Origin of the sequence: Streptococcus sp. FSL W8-0197, assembly GCF_037963785.1 — a bacterium.
Taxonomy (GTDB): Bacteria; Bacillota; Bacilli; order Lactobacillales; family Streptococcaceae; genus Streptococcus; species Streptococcus oralis_CQ.
The window spans coordinates 1-19,510 of record NZ_CP150168.1; the positions used below are offsets into that span (position 1 = coordinate 1).

Annotated in this window: 13 protein-coding genes, 2 tRNA genes, 2 rRNA genes and 1 pseudogene; all 18 read left to right on the plus strand. The window is 40.0% G+C overall.

Annotated features, from left to right (window positions below):
* Positions 1–1,362 carry a chromosomal replication initiator protein DnaA gene (gene dnaA, locus NYE79_RS00005; RefSeq protein ID WP_125457045.1) on the plus strand — a complete coding sequence of 454 codons (1,362 nt, stop codon included), beginning with the start codon at positions 1–3 and terminating at the stop codon, positions 1,360–1,362.
* A gap of 158 nt (positions 1,363–1,520) precedes the next feature.
* Complete coding sequence (gene dnaN, locus NYE79_RS00010; RefSeq protein WP_000581149.1) at positions 1,521–2,657, plus strand: DNA polymerase III subunit beta; 1,137 nt, start codon at positions 1,521–1,523, stop codon at positions 2,655–2,657.
* 65 nt (positions 2,658–2,722) lie between these two features.
* Positions 2,723–2,917, plus strand: coding sequence for a DUF951 family protein (locus NYE79_RS00015; RefSeq protein WP_000285192.1), 195 nt, complete (start codon positions 2,723–2,725; stop codon positions 2,915–2,917).
* Between the two features lie 84 nt (positions 2,918–3,001).
* On the plus strand, positions 3,002–4,117 hold the full coding sequence (gene ychF / locus NYE79_RS00020) for a redox-regulated ATPase YchF (RefSeq protein WP_216728673.1): 1,116 nt from the start codon (positions 3,002–3,004) through the stop codon (positions 4,115–4,117).
* 73 nt (positions 4,118–4,190) lie between these two features.
* Positions 4,191–4,760 carry an aminoacyl-tRNA hydrolase gene (gene pth, locus NYE79_RS00025; protein WP_216728674.1) on the plus strand — a complete coding sequence of 190 codons (570 nt, stop codon included), beginning with the start codon at positions 4,191–4,193 and terminating at the stop codon, positions 4,758–4,760.
* Positions 4,761–8,264 (plus strand): transcription-repair coupling factor, encoded by a 3,504-nt coding sequence (gene mfd / locus NYE79_RS00030; protein WP_216728675.1) that lies wholly within the window; start codon positions 4,761–4,763, stop codon positions 8,262–8,264.
* Between the two features lie 57 nt (positions 8,265–8,321).
* Positions 8,322–8,588 (plus strand): RNA-binding S4 domain-containing protein, encoded by a 267-nt coding sequence (locus tag NYE79_RS00035; RefSeq protein WP_001234975.1) that lies wholly within the window; start codon positions 8,322–8,324, stop codon positions 8,586–8,588.
* A complete protein-coding gene (locus NYE79_RS00040; protein ID WP_000041922.1) occupies positions 8,581–8,949 on the plus strand; it encodes a septum formation initiator family protein in 369 nt (122 codons plus the stop codon). Before NYE79_RS00035 ends, NYE79_RS00040 begins: the two co-directional genes overlap by 8 nt.
* A gap of 4 nt (positions 8,950–8,953) precedes the next feature.
* Positions 8,954–9,076, plus strand: a complete 123-nt coding sequence (locus NYE79_RS00045) for an SP_0009 family protein (protein WP_000429344.1) — start codon at positions 8,954–8,956, stop codon at positions 9,074–9,076.
* The gene (locus tag NYE79_RS00050) at positions 9,069–10,337 is read left to right on the plus strand and encodes a serine hydrolase (protein WP_001224821.1); all 1,269 of its coding nucleotides are present in this window, start codon (positions 9,069–9,071) and stop codon (positions 10,335–10,337) included. The genes NYE79_RS00045 and NYE79_RS00050 overlap by 8 nt, the downstream gene beginning before the upstream one ends.
* Positions 10,334–11,611, plus strand: coding sequence for a tRNA lysidine(34) synthetase TilS (tilS, locus tag NYE79_RS00055; protein ID WP_001205569.1), 1,278 nt, complete (start codon positions 10,334–10,336; stop codon positions 11,609–11,611). The genes NYE79_RS00050 and tilS overlap by 4 nt, the downstream gene beginning before the upstream one ends.
* 4 nt (positions 11,612–11,615) lie before the next feature.
* Positions 11,616–12,158 (plus strand): hypoxanthine phosphoribosyltransferase, encoded by a 543-nt coding sequence (hpt, locus tag NYE79_RS00060; RefSeq protein WP_000889409.1) that lies wholly within the window; start codon positions 11,616–11,618, stop codon positions 12,156–12,158.
* A gap of 15 nt (positions 12,159–12,173) precedes the next feature.
* A complete protein-coding gene (ftsH, locus tag NYE79_RS00065; RefSeq protein ID WP_216728676.1) occupies positions 12,174–14,132 on the plus strand; it encodes an ATP-dependent zinc metalloprotease FtsH in 1,959 nt (652 codons plus the stop codon).
* A 54-nt stretch (positions 14,133–14,186) separates the two neighbouring features.
* Positions 14,187–14,423, plus strand: a pseudogene (locus NYE79_RS00070) (23S rRNA (uracil-5-)-methyltransferase RumA); the annotation flags it as partial.
* 66 nt (positions 14,424–14,489) lie between these two features.
* Positions 14,490–14,561, plus strand: a tRNA-Glu gene (locus NYE79_RS00075).
* A 228-nt stretch (positions 14,562–14,789) separates the two neighbouring features.
* Positions 14,790–16,335, plus strand: a 16S ribosomal RNA gene (locus NYE79_RS00080).
* A 51-nt stretch (positions 16,336–16,386) separates the two neighbouring features.
* Positions 16,387–16,459 (plus strand) — tRNA-Ala (locus NYE79_RS00085).
* A gap of 122 nt (positions 16,460–16,581) precedes the next feature.
* A 23S ribosomal RNA gene (locus NYE79_RS00090) occupies positions 16,582–19,482 on the plus strand.
* The 16S and 23S rRNA genes sit together here with 2 tRNA genes alongside, the layout of an rRNA operon.
* The last annotated feature ends 28 nt before the right edge of the window (positions 19,483–19,510 follow it).

Below are 19,510 nucleotides of genomic sequence, written 5' to 3' on the forward strand. Positions count from 1 at the left end.
TTGAAAGAAAAGCAATTTTGGAATCGTATTTTAGAATTTGCTCAAGAAAGATTGACTCGATCTATGTATGATTTCTATGCTACACCTGCTGAACTCATCAAAGTAGAAGAAAACACAGCTACTATATTTCTACCGAGATCAGAGATGGAAATGGTGTGGGAAAAGCAATTAAAAGATATTATCATTGCTGCTGGTTTTGAAATTTATGATTCTGAAATCAAACCGTACTATATTTTCACTAAACCTCAGAGCACAGAATCTCCTCAAGTAAATGATACGAATAGTATCTCTACTTACGATTACACACCTGCACTACCAACGATTCCCTATTCTGAAACAGGATTAAAAGAAAAATATACCTTTGATAACTTTATTCAAGGTGATGGGAATGTTTGGGCCGTATCTGCTGCACTAGCTGTATCTGAAGATTTAGCTCTGACCTATAATCCTCTTTTCATCTATGGAGGACCTGGTCTTGGAAAGACTCACTTGCTCAATGCGATTGGAAATGAGATTTTGAAAAATATTCCTGATGCGCGTGTCAAGTACATTCCTGCCGAAAGCTTTATCAATGACTTTCTTGAACACTTGCGACTTGGGGAAATGGAAAAGTTCAAAAAGACTTACCGTAGCCTTGATCTCTTATTGATCGATGATATCCAATCTCTCAGTGGCAAAAAAGTCGCGACCCAGGAAGAATTTTTCAATACCTTCAATGCTCTTCATGATAAGCAGAAACAGATTGTCCTAACCAGTGATCGAAGTCCTAAACACCTAGAAGGACTTGAAGAGAGACTTGTCACACGCTTTAGCTGGGGATTGACGCAAAATATCACTCCTCCTGACTTTGAGACACGTATCGCCATTCTTCAAAGTAAAACAGAGCACTTGGATTACCATTTCCAAAGTGATACTCTAGAATACTTGGCTGGCCAATTTGATTCAAATGTTCGAGAATTGGAAGGAGCAATCAACGATATCACTTTAATTGCCAGAGTGAAGAAGATTAAGGATATTACTATTGATATTGCTGCGGAAGCTATTAGAGCACGTAAGCAAGACGCTCGCCAGATACTTGTTATTCCAATTGAGAAAATCCAAACTGAAGTTGGTAATTTTTATGGAGTGAGTGTTAAAGAAATGAAAGGTACGAGACGAGTTCAAAACATCGTTTTGGCACGTCAGGTTGCCATGTATCTAGCTAGAGAACTGACAGATAACAGTCTTCCGAAAATCGGAAAAGAATTTGGCGGAAAGGATCACACCACCGTTATTCATGCCCATGCTAAAATCAAATCATTGATTGACGAAGACGATAATTTACGTTTAGAAATAGAAGCAATCAAAAAGAAAATTAAGTAGCTTGTGGATAAATTTTCCTTTCTTATCTTTTTTATCCACATTTTTTAAACAAGCTTAGAAGCTTAAGTTTACTAAATAGCACTCAGTTTTCCACAGAATTCACACACTCTATTATTACTATTAACTTTCTAATACTAAAAATAAATAAAGGAGAATCCATGATTCATTTTTCAATTAATAAAAATTTATTTCTACAAGCCTTAAATACCACAAAACGAGCAATAAGCTCTAAAAATGCTATTCCAATTTTATCAACAATCAAAATTGACGTTACCAATGAAGGAATTACTTTAATTGGCTCAAACGGTCAAATTTCTATTGAAAATTTCATTTCTCAAAAGAATGAAGATGCTGGTCTCTTGATTACTTCTTTGGGGTCGATTCTTCTTGAATCTTCTTTCTTTATCAATGTGGTATCTAGTCTTCCAGATGTAACGCTAGATTTCAAAGAGATTGAACAAAAACAAATTGTCTTAACCAGTGGCAAATCAGAAATTACCCTAAAAGGAAAAGATAGCGAACAATATCCTCGTATTCAAGAAATTTCAGCAAGTACACCTTTGGTTCTTGAAACCAAACTACTCAAGAAAATTATCAATGAAACAGCCTTTGCTGCAAGTACGCAAGAAAGTCGTCCAATCTTAACAGGTGTTCACTTCGTGTTGAGCCAGCACAAAGAACTAAAAACAGTTGCGACAGACTCACACCGACTTAGCCAGAAGAAATTGACTCTTGAAAAAAATGGAGATGATTTCGATGTGGTAATTCCTAGTCGTTCTCTACGCGAATTTTCAGCGGTATTTACAGATGATATTGAAACTGTAGAGATTTTCTTTGCAAATAATCAAATCCTCTTTAGAAGCGAAAATATTAGCTTCTACACTCGTCTCCTAGAAGGAAACTATCCTGATACAGATCGTTTGATTCCAACAGACTTTAACACTACAATTACTTTTGATGTGGTCAATTTGCGTCAATCTATGGAACGTGCACGTCTCTTATCAAGTGCGACTCAAAATGGTACTGTGAAGCTTGAAATTAAAGGTGGAGTTGTTAGCGCCCATGTTCACTCTCCAGAAGTTGGTAAAGTAAACGAAGAAATCGATACGGAGCAGGTGACCGGGGATGATTTGACTATTAGTTTCAACCCAACTTACTTGATTGATTCTCTCAAGGCTTTAAATAGCGAAAAGGTAACTATTAGCTTTATCTCAGCTGTTCGTCCATTTACTCTTGTGCCAGCAGATACTGACGAAGACTTCATGCAGCTCATTACACCAGTTCGTACAAATTAAGTGAAAGAGGTTGAGCCTGGCTCGCCTCTTTTATGATATAATCAAAAAAAGAAAAGGAGAGTAGTATGTATCAAGTTGGAAATTTTGTTGAGATGAAAAAGCCACATGCTTGTACCATTAAATCAACTGGTAAAAAAGCCAATCGATGGGAAATTACACGTGTTGGGGCAGATATCAAAATAAAGTGTAGCAATTGTAACCACCTTGTTATGATGAGTCGCTATGATTTTGAACGAAAAATGAATAAGATTATTGACTAAGAACCCTTAGTTAGAGAGTTAGCAAGTTTTCCCTTTTTGTGTTATAATGTTAGGGATTGAAATGAGAACGGAGAATGAGAAAATATGGCTTTAACAGCAGGTATCGTTGGTTTGCCAAACGTTGGTAAATCAACCCTTTTTAATGCAATTACAAAAGCAGGAGCAGAGGCGGCAAACTACCCATTTGCGACTATCGATCCAAATGTTGGGATGGTAGAAGTTCCAGATGAACGCCTACAAAAACTAACGGAAATGATTACTCCTAAAAAGACAGTTCCCACAACATTTGAATTTACAGATATTGCAGGGATTGTAAAAGGAGCATCAAAAGGAGAAGGTCTAGGAAATAAATTCTTGGCCAATATTCGTGAAGTAGATGCGATTGTTCACGTAGTTCGTGCTTTTGATGATGAAAATGTGATGCGCGAACAAGGACGTGAAGACGCCTTTGTGGATCCACTTGCAGATATTGATACCATTAACCTGGAGTTGATTCTTGCGGACTTAGAATCAGTTAATAAACGCTATGCGCGTGTAGAAAAGATGGCACGTACGCAAAAAGATAAAGAATCAGTAGCAGAGTTTAATGTTCTTCAAAAGATTAAACCAGTCCTTGAAGATGGAAAATCAGCTCGTACCATTGAATTCACAGATGAGGAACAAAAGGTTGTCAAAGGTCTCTTCCTTTTGACCACTAAACCAGTTCTTTATGTTGCTAATGTGGATGAGGATGTAGTTTCAGATCCAGATTCTATAGAATATGTTAAACAAATTCGAGAATTTGCAGCGACAGAAAATTCAGAGGTAGTAGTTATTTCCGCGCGTGCTGAAGAAGAAATTTCTGAGTTAGACGATGAGGATAAGCAAGAGTTTCTTGAAGCACTTGGTTTGACTGAATCAGGCGTTGACAAGTTGACTCGTGCAGCTTATCACTTGCTTGGGCTTGGAACTTACTTCACAGCTGGTGAAAAAGAAGTCCGTGCTTGGACCTTTAAGCGAGGGATGAAAGCTCCTCAAGCAGCTGGTATTATCCACTCAGACTTTGAAAAAGGGTTTATTCGTGCAGTAACAATGTCATATGAGGATCTAGTGAAATACGGATCTGAAAAGGCTGTAAAAGAAGCTGGGCGCTTGCGTGAAGAAGGAAAAGAATATATCGTTCAAGATGGCGATATCATGGAATTCCGCTTTAACGTTTAATAACATTTAATAAATAGTGTCAATTAGGTTGGAAAAAAAATTCCAACCCTTTTGGCTTTTGAAAGGAAAATAAATGACTAAATTACTTGTTGGATTAGGAAATCCAGGGGATAAATATTTTGAAACCAAGCACAACGTTGGATTTATGTTGATTGACCTACTAGCTAAAAAACAAAATGTCACCTTTACACATGACAAGATATTTCAAGCTGATCTAGCATCTTTTTTCTTCAATGGAGAAAAAATTTATCTCGTCAAACCAACAACATTTATGAATGAAAGTGGGAAAGCTGTTCATGCTTTATTGACTTACTATGGTTTGGATATTGAAGATTTACTCGTTATTTACGACGACCTTGACATGGAAGTCGGGAAAATTCGTTTAAGAGCAAAGGGATCAGCAGGTGGTCATAATGGTATCAAGTCTATTATTCAACATATTGGAACTCAAGTATTTAACCGTGTTAAAATAGGTATTGGAAGACCTAAAAAAGGCATGTCGGTTGTTCATCATGTTTTAAGTAAGTTTGATCAGGATGACTATGTGGGTATTTTACAGTCTATTGACAAGGTTGACGATGCTGTAAACTACTATTTACAAGAGAAAAACTTTGAGAAAACAATGCAGAGGTATAATGGTTAAATGGTGACTTTATTAGATTTATTCTCAGAAAATGACCAGATAAAAAAATGGCATCAAAATCTGATAGATAAGAAAAGACAACTAATACTTGGTTTATCAACGTCTACTAAGGCTCTTGCAATTGCAAGCAGCCTAGAAAAAGAAAATAAGATTGTGTTACTGACTTCAACTTATGGAGAAGCAGAAAGAATTATCAGTGATCTTCTTTCTCTCTTAGGAGAGGAATTTGTCTATCCATTTTTGGTTGATGACTCTCCTATGGTAGAGTTTTTGATGTCTTCACAAGAAAAAATCATTTCGCGAGTTGAAGCCTTGCGTTTTTTAACTGATTCATCTAAGAAAGGGATTTTAGTTTGTAATATCGCAGCAAGTCGATTGATTTTACCCTCTCCAACTAGATTTAAAGAAAGTACTATAAAAATTGCAGTTGGCGAAGAATATGACCAACACGAGCTACTTCACCGGTTAAAGGAAATTGGATATCGAAAAGTTACTCAAGTACAGACCCAAGGTGAGTTTAGTATTCGAGGAGATATTTTAGATATTTTTGAGATGTCTCAGTTAGAACCTTTCCGAATCGAGTTTTTTGGCGATGAAGTAGATGGTATTCGTACTTTTGAAGTCGAAACACAATTATCGAAAGAAAATCAGACAAACCTCACTATCTTTCCAGCTAGCGACATACTTTTGAGAGAAAAAGATTATCAACGAGGACAGTCAGCTTTAGAAAAGCAAATTTCAAAGACTCTATCACCAATTTTAAAATCATATTTGGAAGAAATTTTGTCAAGTTTTCATCAAAAACAAGTACATTCAGATAGTCGAAAGTTTTTGTCCTTATGTTATGATAAAACGTGGACTGTCTTTGATTATATTGAAAAAGATACACCAGTATTCTTTGATGACTATCAAAAATTGATGAATCAGTATGAAGCCTTTGAAAGAGAATTAGCACAATACTTTACAGAAGATTTACAGAATGGTAAATCATTTTCTGAGATGCAGTATTTTGCAGATACAGAGCAAACCTATAAAAAACAAAGTCCAGTTACCTTTTTCTCTAATCTGCAAAAGGGCTTAGGAAACCTCAAGTTTGATTACATTTATCAATTTAATCAATATCCTATGCAGGAATTTTTCAATCAATTTTCTTTTCTAAAAGAAGAAATTGAGCGATACAAAAAAATGAACTACACTATTATCTTGCAGTCTAGCAATTCAATGGGAAGTAAAACATTGGAGGATGTTTTAGAGGAATACCAGATTAAATTAGATTCCAGAGATAAGTCAAGTATCTGTAAAGAATCTGTAAACTTAATCGAAGGTAATTTAAGACATGGTTTTCATTTTGTGGATGAGAAAATTCTCTTGATTACTGAACATGAGATTTTTCAAAAGAAATTAAAACGTCGTTTTCGAAGACAACATGCGTCAAATGCAGAGCGATTAAAAGATTATAATGAACTTGAAAAAGGGGACTACGTTGTTCACCATATTCATGGAATTGGTCAATATCTAGGCATTGAAACAATTGAAATCAAAGGGATTCACCGTGATTATGTCAGTGTTCAATATCAAAATGGAGATCAAATCTCCATCCCAGTAGAGCAGATTCAGTTACTGTCTAAATATGTTTCAAGTGATGGGAAAGCGCCAAAACTTAATAAATTAAATGATGGTCATTTCAAAAAGGCCAAGCAAAAAGTTAAGAACCAAGTAGAGGATATAGCTGACGATTTAATCAAGCTTTATTCTGAGCGTAGTCAGTTGAAGGGGTTTGCTTTCTCAGCTGATGATGATGAGCAACATGCTTTTGATGATGCTTTCCCTTATGTCGAAACAGATGATCAACTTCGCAGTATTGAGGAAATCAAGAGAGATATGCAGGATTCTCACCCCATGGATCGACTTTTGGTTGGAGATGTTGGTTTTGGGAAGACTGAAGTAGCAATGCGTGCTGCTTTTAAGGCAGTCAATGATCACAAACAGGTGGTCGTTCTAGTTCCAACGACGGTTTTAGCGCAACAGCACTATACGAATTTTAAGGAACGATTCCAAAATTTTGCTGTTAATATTGATGTGTTGAGTCGCTTTAGAAGTAAAAAAGAGCAGGCAGAAACACTTGAAAAACTAAAGAATGGTCAAGTCGATATTTTGATTGGAACGCATCGTGTTTTGTCAAAAGATGTTGTGTTTTCAGATTTGGGATTGATGATTATTGATGAGGAACAACGATTTGGTGTCAAGCATAAGGAAACTTTGAAAGAACTGAAAAAACAAGTAGATGTTCTAACCTTGACAGCAACGCCAATCCCTCGTACTCTCCACATGTCTATGTTGGGAATCCGAGATTTGTCTGTTATTGAAACACCTCCGACCAATCGTTATCCAGTGCAAACCTATGTTTTGGAAAAGAATGATAGTGTGATTCGTGATGCAGTCTTGCGTGAAATGGAGCGTGGAGGTCAAATTTACTATCTTTACAACAAAGTTGACACTATTGATAGGAAGGTTTCAGAATTACAGGAGTTGATTCCAGAGGCTTCGATTGGGTTTGTTCATGGACAAATGAGTGAAATTCAGTTGGAAAATACTCTACTGGACTTTATTGAAGGACAATATGATATTTTGGTGACGACTACTATTATTGAGACAGGGGTAGATATTCCAAATGCCAATACCTTATTTATTGAAAATGCAGACCATATGGGTTTGTCAACCTTGTATCAATTAAGAGGAAGAGTCGGTCGTAGTAATCGTATTGCTTATGCCTATCTCATGTATCGTCCAGAAAAATCAATCAGTGAAGTCTCTGAAAAGAGATTAGAAGCGATTAAGGGATTTACAGAATTAGGCTCAGGATTTAAGATTGCGATGCGAGATCTTTCGATTCGTGGAGCAGGAAATCTCCTAGGAATATCGCAGTCTGGTTTCATTGATTCTGTTGGTTTTGAATTGTATTCGCAGTTACTAGAGGAAGCTATTGCGAAACGGAACGGTAATGGGAATAAAAGAATCAAAGGAAATGCTGAGTTGATTTTACAAATTGATGCTTATCTTCCTGATACTTATATTTCTGACCAACGACATAAGATTGAAATTTACAAGAAAATTCGTCAAATTGACAATCGTGTCAACTATGAAGAACTACAAGAAGAATTGATGGATCGCTTTGGAGAATACCCAGATGTAGTAGCCTACCTTTTAGAGATTGGTTTGGTTAAGTCATATTTTGACAAGGTATTTGTAGAACGTGTGGAAAGAAAAGAAAATAAGATTACAGTTCAATTTGAAAAAGTCACTCAACGACTATTCTTGGCTCAAGATTATTTTAAAGCCTTATCCGCAACGAACTTAAAAGCAGCCATAGCTGAGAATAAGGGATTAATGGAAGTTGTATTTGATGTCCGAAACAAGAAGGATTATGAAATTTTAGAAGGTTTGCTGATTTTTGGAGAAAGCTTATTAGAGATAAAAGAATCAAAGGAAGCAAATCCCATTTAACATTTTTCTTCTATAAAAAGGATAAAAATGGTACAATAATAATTTGAGGTAATAAAAATGAGATTAGACAAGTATTTAAAAGTATCACGAATTATTAAGCGTCGCACAGTCGCAAAAGAAGTAGCAGATAAAGGTAGAATCAAGGTGAACGGAATCTTGGCCAAAAGTTCAACGGATTTGAAAGTTGATGACCAAGTTGAAATTCGCTTTGGAAATAAGTTGTTGCTTGTTAAAGTACTAGAGATGAAAGATAGTACAAAAAAAGAAGATGCAGCAGGCATGTATGAAATTCTCAGTGAAACACGGGTAGAAGAAAATGTCTAAAAATATTGTACAGATGAATAATTCTTTTATTCAAAATGAACATCAACGTCGTCGTTATCTGATGAAGGAGAGACAAAAGAGGAATCGTTTTATGGGTTGGGTCCTTATTTTGATGATCTTGTTGTTTATTTTACCAACTTATAACTTGGCCCAAAGCTATGATCAGTTACTGCAACGTCGCCAGCAATTGACAGAGTTGAAAGAGCAGTACCAAACTCTTAGTGACGAAAAGGATAAAGAATCTGCTTTTGCTGCAAAGTTGAAAGATGAAGACTATGTAGCAAAATATGCACGCGCCAAGTACTATTACTCAAAGAAACGAGAAGCAATTTACACAATTCCTGATTTGCTTCCGAGGTAATGTCATGGAAAATTTATTGGAAGTTGTTGAGCAATTTCTAAGTTTATCAGATGAAAAATTAGAGGAATTGGCAACTAAAAACCATTTATTACGATTACAAGAAGAAAGGGAAGAGAAGAATGCGTAAGTTCTTAGTAGTTTTATTGCTACCTGCTTTTATCATAACCTCAAGAGTAGTTAGCACAGAAAAACAGCTTCCTTACTCTTCGCAAGAAATTTATTATCTAACTGAGTCTGACTATGGGTTCTACTATAAAGAAACACTGGAAACCCCAATGGTATATGGAGAAACAACTCTCTATGCTAATGAGGATCTTGTCAAGGAGTCTGGTAAATTAACTCCTGAAACCGCCTTTAAAATCGTAGAATGGCGTTTGAATAGACAAGGTGTTCCTGTTTTTAAATTAGACAATCATCAGTTTATCCTTGCAGATAAGCGGTTGGTCTATGATCAAAGTCATGTTCAAACTCAAAATAGACAAGTATGGTTGGAACCAGGGTTTGTTATCTATAACAGCCCTTATGACGCTAAAGAAATTTCTTCTACCCTCTCCCCCTATCAACACGTAACAGTGGATAGAACTCTCTTTGCTGAGGGACAAGAATTTCTTCATATTGATCAAGTTGGATGGGTATCAAAAGAGTTTGTCTCAGAAGAGGATAATCGCATCCAGAAGGTTCAAGAAATCTTATCAAACAACTATCAGAATGAAAATTATTCTATTTATGTTAAACAGCTGAGCACGGGTAAAGAGGCTGGGGTGAATGAAGGCAGCAAACTCTATGCAGCTAGTATCTTGAAACTAGCCTACCTTTATTACGCTCAAGATAAGATAAATCAAGGCGACTATACGCTGGACAGTAGCTTCAAGTATATCCCCGAAGTAAATAGCTTTCCTGGGTCCTATAAACCAGAAGGTAGTGGTAGTTTACCTAAAAAAGAAGACAACAAAGAATACAGTCTTCAACAGTTGATTACCAAGGTAACAAAAGAGTCTGACAATGTTGCTCATAATATTTTAGGTTATTACGTGACCAATCAATCTGACGGAGCTTTCAAAGAAAAAATGTCCACCATTATGGGCGAAGATTGGGATGTGAATGATAAACTGACTTCTTCAAAAATGGCTGGAAAAGTCATGGAAGCTATTTATAATCAGAATGGTTTTGTCCTAGAGTCTCTAGGTAAGACTGATTTTGACAACCAAAGAATCGCAAAAGGTGTTTCGGTTAAGGTAGCTCATAAAATTGGAGATGCCGATGATTTTAAACATGACACTGCGATTGTCTATACGGACTCTCCTTTTGTTCTTTCTATTTTTACCAAAAATTCTGATTATGACACCATTGCTAAGATAGCTAAGGATGTCTATGAGGTTCTAAAATGAGGGACCAGGATTTTTTAAATCATTTTCTCCGAAAAGAGTATTTCAAAAAACATTCGAAAGTCGTGTTAGCTTTGTCTGGCGGACTGGATTCAATGTTTTTATTCCAGCTATTGTCTACTTACCAAAAAGAGTTGGGAATTGAGTTGATTGTAGCACATGTCAATCACAAGCAGAGAAGTGAGTCTGACTGGGAGGAAAATGAACTAAGGAAGTTAGCTGATGCAGCTGAACTTCCTATTTATATCACAAGCTTTTCAGGAGACTTTTCAGAAGCGCGTGCTCGAGAGTTTCGTTATGATTTTTTTAGGAAAATCATGAAAGAGGTTGGAGCGACTGCCTTGGTCACTGCCCACCATGCAGATGATCAAGTTGAAACGATTTTGATGCGCTTGATTCGAGGAAGTCGGTTACGCCATTTAACAGGGATAAAAGAAAGTCAAGTAGTTGATGATATTGAAATCATCCGTCCCTTGTTGCCTTTTCATAAAAAGGATTTTCCACCAATTTTTCATTTCGAAGATCAAACAAATCAGGAAAATACCTATTTTCGCAATCGCATTCGGAATAGGTATTTACCAGAGCTTGAAAAAGAAAATCCTCGTCTTAAATCCGCCCTTTTAGATTTAGGAAGGGAAATTTCAGATTACCAAGCAACAATAACGGAGCTTTCGAAACAAATTGATGTGGAAGATTTGAATGAGCTATTTTCATACTCTCAACAAACTCAAGGGGTCTTACTTCAGAACTATCTTAATCAATTTCCAGACTTAAATCTGACGAAGGCTCAGTTTGATGAAGTTCGACAGATTTTAGCAAGGAAAAGCCAGTATCGTCACTCATTGAAAAATGGTTATGAATTGATAAAAGAGTATCAGAATTTTCGAGTTTGCAAAATCAGTCCACAGGCCGATGAAAAGGAAGATGAACTTGTGTTACACTATCAAAATCAAGTTCGATATATGGGCTATTTATTTTCCTTTGGCATTCCTATTGAAGGGGATTTTGTTCAAAAAGTAACGGTTTCACGGGAAACATCTGTACATATTAGATGTCGAAAACCTGGCGACGTTATTATCCTAAATGGTCATCGAAAGAAATTGAGACGCTTATTTATAGATTTGAAAATCCCTATTGAAAAACGAAAAACAACCCCTATTATTGAGCAATTTGGAGAAATTGTCTCAATTTTAGGAATTACGACCAGTGATTTGAGTAAAAACACGAAAAATGATATAATGAACACTGTAATTTATATAGAAAAAATAGATAGGTAAAAAGATGTTAGAACACGATATTAAAAAAATCCTCGTTTCACATGATGAAATTACAGAAGCGGCTAAAAAGCTAGGTGAACAATTAACCAAAGACTATGAGGGGAAAAATCCAATTCTTATTGGAATTTTGAAAGGATCGATTCCTTTTATGGCTGAATTGGTTAAACATATTGATACACATATTGAGATGGACTTCATGATGGTATCTAGCTACCATGGTGGAACTGCAAGTAGTGGTGTCATCAATATCAAGCAAGACGTAACTCAAGATATCAAAGGAAGACATGTTCTATTTGTAGAAGACATCATCGATACAGGTCAAACCTTGAAAAATTTGCGAGATATGTTTATTGAAAGAAAAGCAGCTTCTGTTAAAATCGCGACTTTGTTAGACAAACCAGAAGGACGCGTTGTTGAAATTGAAGCGGATTATACTTGCTTTACTATTCCAAATGAGTTTGTAGTAGGTTATGGTCTAGATTATAAAGAAAATTATCGTAACCTTCCTTATGTCGGAGTATTGAAAGAAGAAGTTTATTCAAATTAGAAAGATCTATCTTTAATGAAAAAACAAAATAACGGTTTAGTTAGAAATCCATTTCTATACTTGTTAATTATCTTCTTCCTTGTAACAGGATTCCAGTATTTTTACTCTGGAAATACTGCAGGACGAAGCGAAAAAATTAACTATACAGAATTGGTAAAAGAAATTACAGCAGACAATGTAAAAGAATTAACCTATCAGCCAAATGGTAGCATCATTGAAGTGTCTGGTGTTTATAAAAATCCTAAGACTAGTAAAGAAGAAACAGGGATTCAATTTTTCACTCCTGCTGCCACAACAGTAGAAAGATTCTCAAGTACTATTCTTCCGTCTGATTCAACAGTTTCAGAATTGCAAAAACTTGCTTCTGAACATCAGGCAGAAGTAACAGTCAAACATGAGAGTTCAAGCGGTATGTGGATCAATATCCTTGTCTCTGTGGTGCCATTTGCTATTCTCTTCTTCTTCCTATTCTCTATGATGGGAAATATGGGAGGAAGTAATAGTAGAAATCCAATGAGTTTTGGACGTAGTAAGGCCAAGGCTGCTAACAAAGAAGATATCAAGGTACGATTTTCAGATGTAGCAGGTGCCGAGGAAGAAAAACAAGAATTAGTTGAAGTTGTTGAATTCCTAAAAGATCCAAAACGATTTACAAAACTTGGTGCGCGTATTCCTGCAGGTGTTCTTTTGGAGGGACCTCCGGGAACAGGTAAGACCTTACTTGCTAAGGCAGTTGCTGGGGAAGCAGGTGTTCCATTCTTTAGTATCTCAGGTTCTGACTTTGTAGAAATGTTTGTCGGAGTTGGTGCAAGCCGTGTTCGTTCTCTTTTTGAGGATGCAAAAAAAGCAGCGCCAGCCATCATCTTTATCGATGAAATTGATGCCGTTGGTCGCCAACGTGGTGTCGGTCTTGGTGGAGGTAATGATGAACGTGAACAAACCTTGAACCAACTCTTGATTGAGATGGATGGTTTTGAGGGAAATGAAGGGATCATTGTTATCGCTGCGACGAACCGTTCAGATGTTCTAGATCCAGCTCTTCTCCGTCCAGGACGTTTTGATAGAAAAGTCTTGGTTGGTCGCCCTGATGTTAAAGGTCGTGAAGCAATCTTGAAAGTTCACGCTAAAAACAAACCTCTAGCAGAAGATGTTGATTTGAAATTAGTTGCCCAACAAACTCCAGGTTTTGTGGGAGCTGACTTGGAAAATGTTCTAAATGAGGCAGCCTTGGTTGCAGCCCGTCGCAACAAGTCAGTTATTGATGCTTCAGATATAGATGAGGCAGAGGACAGAGTGATTGCTGGACCATCTAAGAAAGATAAAACAGTATCACAAAGGGAACGTGAATTGGTTGCTTATCATGAGGCTGGACATACCATTGTTGGTTTAGTCTTGTCAAATGCCCGTGTTGTTCATAAAGTTACCATTGTACCACGTGGACGTGCAGGTGGTTACATGATTGCACTTCCGAAAGAGGATCAAATGCTTCTATCTAAAGAAGACATGAAAGAGCAATTGGCAGGCTTGATGGGTGGTCGTGTAGCTGAAGAGATTATCTTTAATGTCCAAACGACAGGAGCTTCAAATGACTTTGAACAAGCCACACAGATGGCGCGTGCAATGGTCACTGAATACGGTATGAGTGAAAAACTTGGCCCAGTTCAATACGAAGGTAATCATGCTATGTTTGGTGCACAAAGTCCTCAAAAATCAATTTCAGAGCAAACAGCCTATGAGATTGATGAGGAAGTTCGTTCATTATTAAATGAGGCACGAAACAAAGCTGCTGAAATTATCCAATCAAATCGTGAAACGCATAAATTGATTGCAGAAGCGTTATTGAAATATGAAACATTAGATAGTACACAGATTAAATCTCTTTACGAGACAGGAAAAATGCCTGAGACAGTAGAAGAGGAATCCCATGCATTATCTTATGATGAAGTAAAATCAAAAATGAGTGAAGAAAAATAAATTTAGAGAGGTTTAACCTCTCTTTTTATGTTCTAATGGAATGGCTACCGAGCGGATGCCCTGATAGTCGATCCTCCTCGTACAGGCTTAGATGATAAGCTACTGGATACCATTCTGACCTATGTTCCAGAAAAAATGGTCTATGTATCCTGCAATGTTTCGACGTTGGCGCGAGATTTGGTTAAACTGGTAAAAGTTTATGATCTCCAGTATATCCAGTCAGTCGATATGTTTCCCCACACTGCACGAACAGAAGCAGTAGTTAAGTTAGTGAAGAAAAGAAAAAATTAAATTCACTAAAAAAAGTCCTTGACAAAGGTAAAAAAGTAGGTATAATAGAAAGAGTTGAAAAGCTCAGGTCCGTTGGTCAAGGGGTTAAGACACCGCCTTTTCACGGCGGTAACACGGGTTCGAATCCCGTACGGACTATGGTGTATTGCGGCTAAAAAAACTTGAAAAAAGTTTAAAAAATCTGTTGACAGAGGCAGGTAGCTGTGATATACTAATATAGTTGTCGCTCGAGAGAATGAGTGACAAAGACCTTTGAAAACTGAACAAGACGAACCAATGTGCAGGGCACTATAACTAAGGTTATAGTACTGAACAATGAAAAAACAATAAATCTGTCAGTGACAGAAATGAGTGAGAACTCAAACTTTTAATGAGAGTTTGATCCTGGCTCAGGACGAACGCTGGCGGCGTGCCTAATACATGCAAGTAGAACGCTGAAGGAGGAGCTTGCTTCTCTGGATGAGTTGCGAACGGGTGAGTAACGCGTAGGTAACCTGCCTGGTAGCGGGGGATAACTATTGGAAACGATAGCTAATACCGCATAATAGTAGATGTTGCATGACATTTGCTTAAAAGGTGCAATTGCATCACTACCAGATGGACCTGCGTTGTATTAGCTAGTTGGTGAGGTAACGGCTCACCAAGGCGACGATACATAGCCGACCTGAGAGGGTGATCGGCCACACTGGGACTGAGACACGGCCCAGACTCCTACGGGAGGCAGCAGTAGGGAATCTTCGGCAATGGACGGAAGTCTGACCGAGCAACGCCGCGTGAGTGAAGAAGGTTTTCGGATCGTAAAGCTCTGTTGTAAGAGAAGAACGAGTGTGAGAGTGGAAAGTTCACACTGTGACGGTATCTTACCAGAAAGGGACGGCTAACTACGTGCCAGCAGCCGCGGTAATACGTAGGTCCCGAGCGTTGTCCGGATTTATTGGGCGTAAAGCGAGCGCAGGCGGTTAGATAAGTCTGAAGTTAAAGGCTGTGGCTTAACCATAGTACGCTTTGGAAACTGTTTAACTTGAGTGCAAGAGGGGAGAGTGGAATTCCATGTGTAGCGGTGAAATGCGTAGATATATGGAGGAACACCGGTGGCGAAAGCGGCTCTCTGGCTTGTAACTGACGCTGAGGCTCGAAAGCGTGGGGAGCAAACAGGATTAGATACCCTGGTAGTCCACGCCGTAAACGATGAGTGCTAGGTGTTAGACCCTTTCCGGGGTTTAGTGCCGCAGCTAACGCATTAAGCACTCCGCCTGGGGAGTACGACCGCAAGGTTGAAACTCAAAGGAATTGACGGGGGCCCGCACAAGCGGTGGAGCATGTGGTTTAATTCGAAGCAACGCGAAGAACCTTACCAGGTCTTGACATCCCTCTGACCGCTCTAGAGATAGAGTTTTCCTTCGGGACAGAGGTGACAGGTGGTGCATGGTTGTCGTCAGCTCGTGTCGTGAGATGTTGGGTTAAGTCCCGCAACGAGCGCAACCCCTATTGTTAGTTGCCATCATTCAGTTGGGCACTCTAGCGAGACTGCCGGTAATAAACCGGAGGAAGGTGGGGATGACGTCAAATCATCATGCCCCTTATGACCTGGGCTACACACGTGCTACAATGGCTGGTACAACGAGTCGCAAGCCGGTGACGGCAAGCTAATCTCTTAAAGCCAGTCTCAGTTCGGATTGTAGGCTGCAACTCGCCTACATGAAGTCGGAATCGCTAGTAATCGCGGATCAGCACGCCGCGGTGAATACGTTCCCGGGCCTTGTACACACCGCCCGTCACACCACGAGAGTTTGTAACACCCGAAGTCGGTGAGGTAACCATTTGGAGCCAGCCGCCTAAGGTGGGATAGATGATTGGGGTGAAGTCGTAACAAGGTAGCCGTATCGGAAGGTGCGGCTGGATCACCTCCTTTCTAAGGATAAGGAACTGCACATTGGTCTTGTTTAGTCTTGAGAGGTCTTGTGGGGCCTTAGCTCAGCTGGGAGAGCGCCTGCTTTGCACGCAGGAGGTCAGCGGTTCGATCCCGCTAGGCTCCATTGGTGAGAGATCACCAAGTAATGCACATTGAAAATTGAATATCTATATCAAATAGTAACAAGAAAATAAACCGAAACGCTGTAGTATTAAAAGAGTTTATGACTGAAAGGTCAAAAAATAAGGTTAAGTTAATAAGGGCGCACGGTGGATGCCTTGGCACTAGGAGCCGAAGAAGGACGTGACAAACGACGATATGCCTTGGGTAGCTGTAAGTAAGCGATGATCCAGGGATTTCCGAATGGGGGAACCCAACAGGTACTACCTGTTACCCGCATCTGTTAAGGATGTGAGGAGGAAGACGCAGTGAACTGAAACATCTAAGTAGCTGCAGGAAGAGAAAGCAAAAGCGATTGCCTTAGTAGCGGCGAGCGAAACGGCAGGAGGGCAAACCGAAGAGTTTACTCTTCGGGGTTGTAGGACTGCAATGTGGACTCAAAGACTATAGAAGAATGATTTGGGAAGATCAGCCAAAGAGAGTAATAGCCTCGTATTTAAAATAGTCTTTGTACCTAGCAGTATCCTGAGTACGGCGGGACACGTGAAATCCCGTCGGAATCTGGGAGGACCATCTCCCAACCCTAAATACTCCCTAGTGACCGATAGTGAACCAGTACCGTGAGGGAAAGGTGAAAAGCACCCCGGGAGGGGAGTGAAATAGAACCTGAAACCGTGTGCCTACAACAAGTTCGAGCCCGTTAATGGGTGAGAGCGTGCCTTTTGTAGAATGAACCGGCGAGTTACGATATGATGCGAGGTTAAGTTGAAGAGACGGAGCCGCAGGGAAACCGAGTCTGAATAGGGCGAATTAGTATCATGTCGTAGACCCGAAACCATGTGACCTACCCATGAGCAGGTTGAAGGTGCGGTAAGACGCACTGGAGGACCGAACCAGGGCACGTTGAAAAGTGCTTGGATGACTTGTGGGTAGCGGAGAAATTCCAAACGAACTTGGAGATAGCTGGTTCTCTCCGAAATAGCTTTAGGGCTAGCGTCGACATAAAGATTCTTGGAGGTAGAGCACTGTTTGGGTGAGGGGTCCATCCCGGATTACCAATCTCAGATAAACTCCGAATGCCAATGAATTATGGTCGGCAGTCAGACTGCGAGTGCTAAGATCCGTAGTCGAAAGGGAAACAGCCCAGACCACCAGCTAAGGTCCCAAAATAATTGTTAAGTGGAAAAGGATGTGGGGTTGCACAGACAACTAGGATGTTAGCTTAGAAGCAGCTATTCATTCAAAGAGTGCGTAATAGCTCACTAGTCGAGTGACCCTGCGCCGAAAATGTACCGGGGCTAAAACAATTTACCGAAGCTGTGGATACCTTTATAGGTATGGTAGGAGAGCGTTCTATGTGTGAAGAAGGTATACCGTGAGGAGTGCTGGAACGCATAGAAGTGAGAATGCCGGTATGAGTAGCGAAAGACAGGTGAGAATCCTGTCCACCGTAAGACTAAGGTTTCCAGGGGAAGGCTCGTCCGCCCTGGGTTAGTCGGGACCTAAGGAGAGACCGAAAGGTGTATCCGATGGACAACAGGTTGATATTCCTGTACTAGAGTATGTAGTGATGGAGGGACGCAGTAGGCTAACTAAAGCAGACGAATGGAAGAGTCTGTCTAAGCAGTGAGGTGTGAATTGAGTCAAATGCTTAGTTCTATAACATTGAGCTGTGATGGGGAGCGAAGTTTAGTAGCGAAGTTAGTGACGTCACACTGCCAAGAAAAGCTTCTAGCGTTTAAACATACTCTACCCGTACCGCAAACCGACACAGGTAGTCGAGGCGAGTAGCCTCAGGTGAGCGAGAGAACTCTCGTTAAGGAACTCGGCAAAATGACCCCGTAACTTCGGGAGAAGGGGTGCTGACTTTACGTCAGCCGCAGTGAATAGGCCCAAGCAACTGTTTATCAAAAACACAGCTCTCTGCTAAATCGTAAGATGATGTATAGGGGGTGACGCCTGCCCGGTGCTGGAAGGTTAAGAGGAGTGCTTAGCGTAAGCGAAGGTATGAATTGAAGCCCCAGTAAACGGCGGCCGTAACTATAACGGTCCTAAGGTAGCGAAATTCCTTGTCGGGTAAGTTCCGACCCGCACGAAAGGCGTAATGATTTGGGCACTGTCTCAACGAGAGACTCGGTGAAATTTTAGTACCTGTGAAGATGCAGGTTACCCGCGACAGGACGGAAAGACCCCATGGAGCTTTACTGCAGTTTGATATTGAGTGTCTGTACCACATGTACAGGATAGGTAGGAGTCTAAGAGATCGGGACGCCAGTTTCGAAGGAGACGTTGTTGGGATACTACCCTTGTGTTATGGCCACTCTAACCCGGATAGGTTATCCCTATCGGAGACAGTGTCTGACGGGCAGTTTGACTGGGGCGGTCGCCTCCTAAAAGGTAACGGAGGCGCCCAAAGGTTCCCTCAGAATGGTTGGAAATCATTCGCAGAGTGTAAAGGTATAAGGGAGCTTGACTGCGAGAGCTACAACTCGAGCAGGGACGAAAGTCGGGCTTAGTGATCCGGTGGTTCCGTATGGAAGGGCCATCGCTCAACGGATAAAAGCTACCCTGGGGATAACAGGCTTATCTCCCCCAAGAGTTCACATCGACGGGGAGGTTTGGCACCTCGATGTCGGCTCGTCGCATCCTGGGGCTGTAGTCGGTCCCAAGGGTTGGGCTGTTCGCCCATTAAAGCGGCACGCGAGCTGGGTTCAGAACGTCGTGAGACAGTTCGGTCCCTATCCGTCGCGGGCGTAGGAAATTTGAGAGGATCTGCTCCTAGTACGAGAGGACCAGAGTGGACTTACCGCTGGTGTACCAGTTGTCTTGCCAAAGGCATCGCTGGGTAGCTATGTAGGGAAGGGATAAACGCTGAAAGCATCTAAGTGTGAAACCCACCTCAAGATGAGATTTCCCATGATTTTATATCAGTAAGAGCCCTGAGAGATGATCAGGTAGATAGGTTAGAAGTGGAAGTGTGGCGACACATGTAGCGGACTAATACTAATAGCTCGAGGACTTATCCAAAGTAACTGAGAATATGAAAGTGGACGGT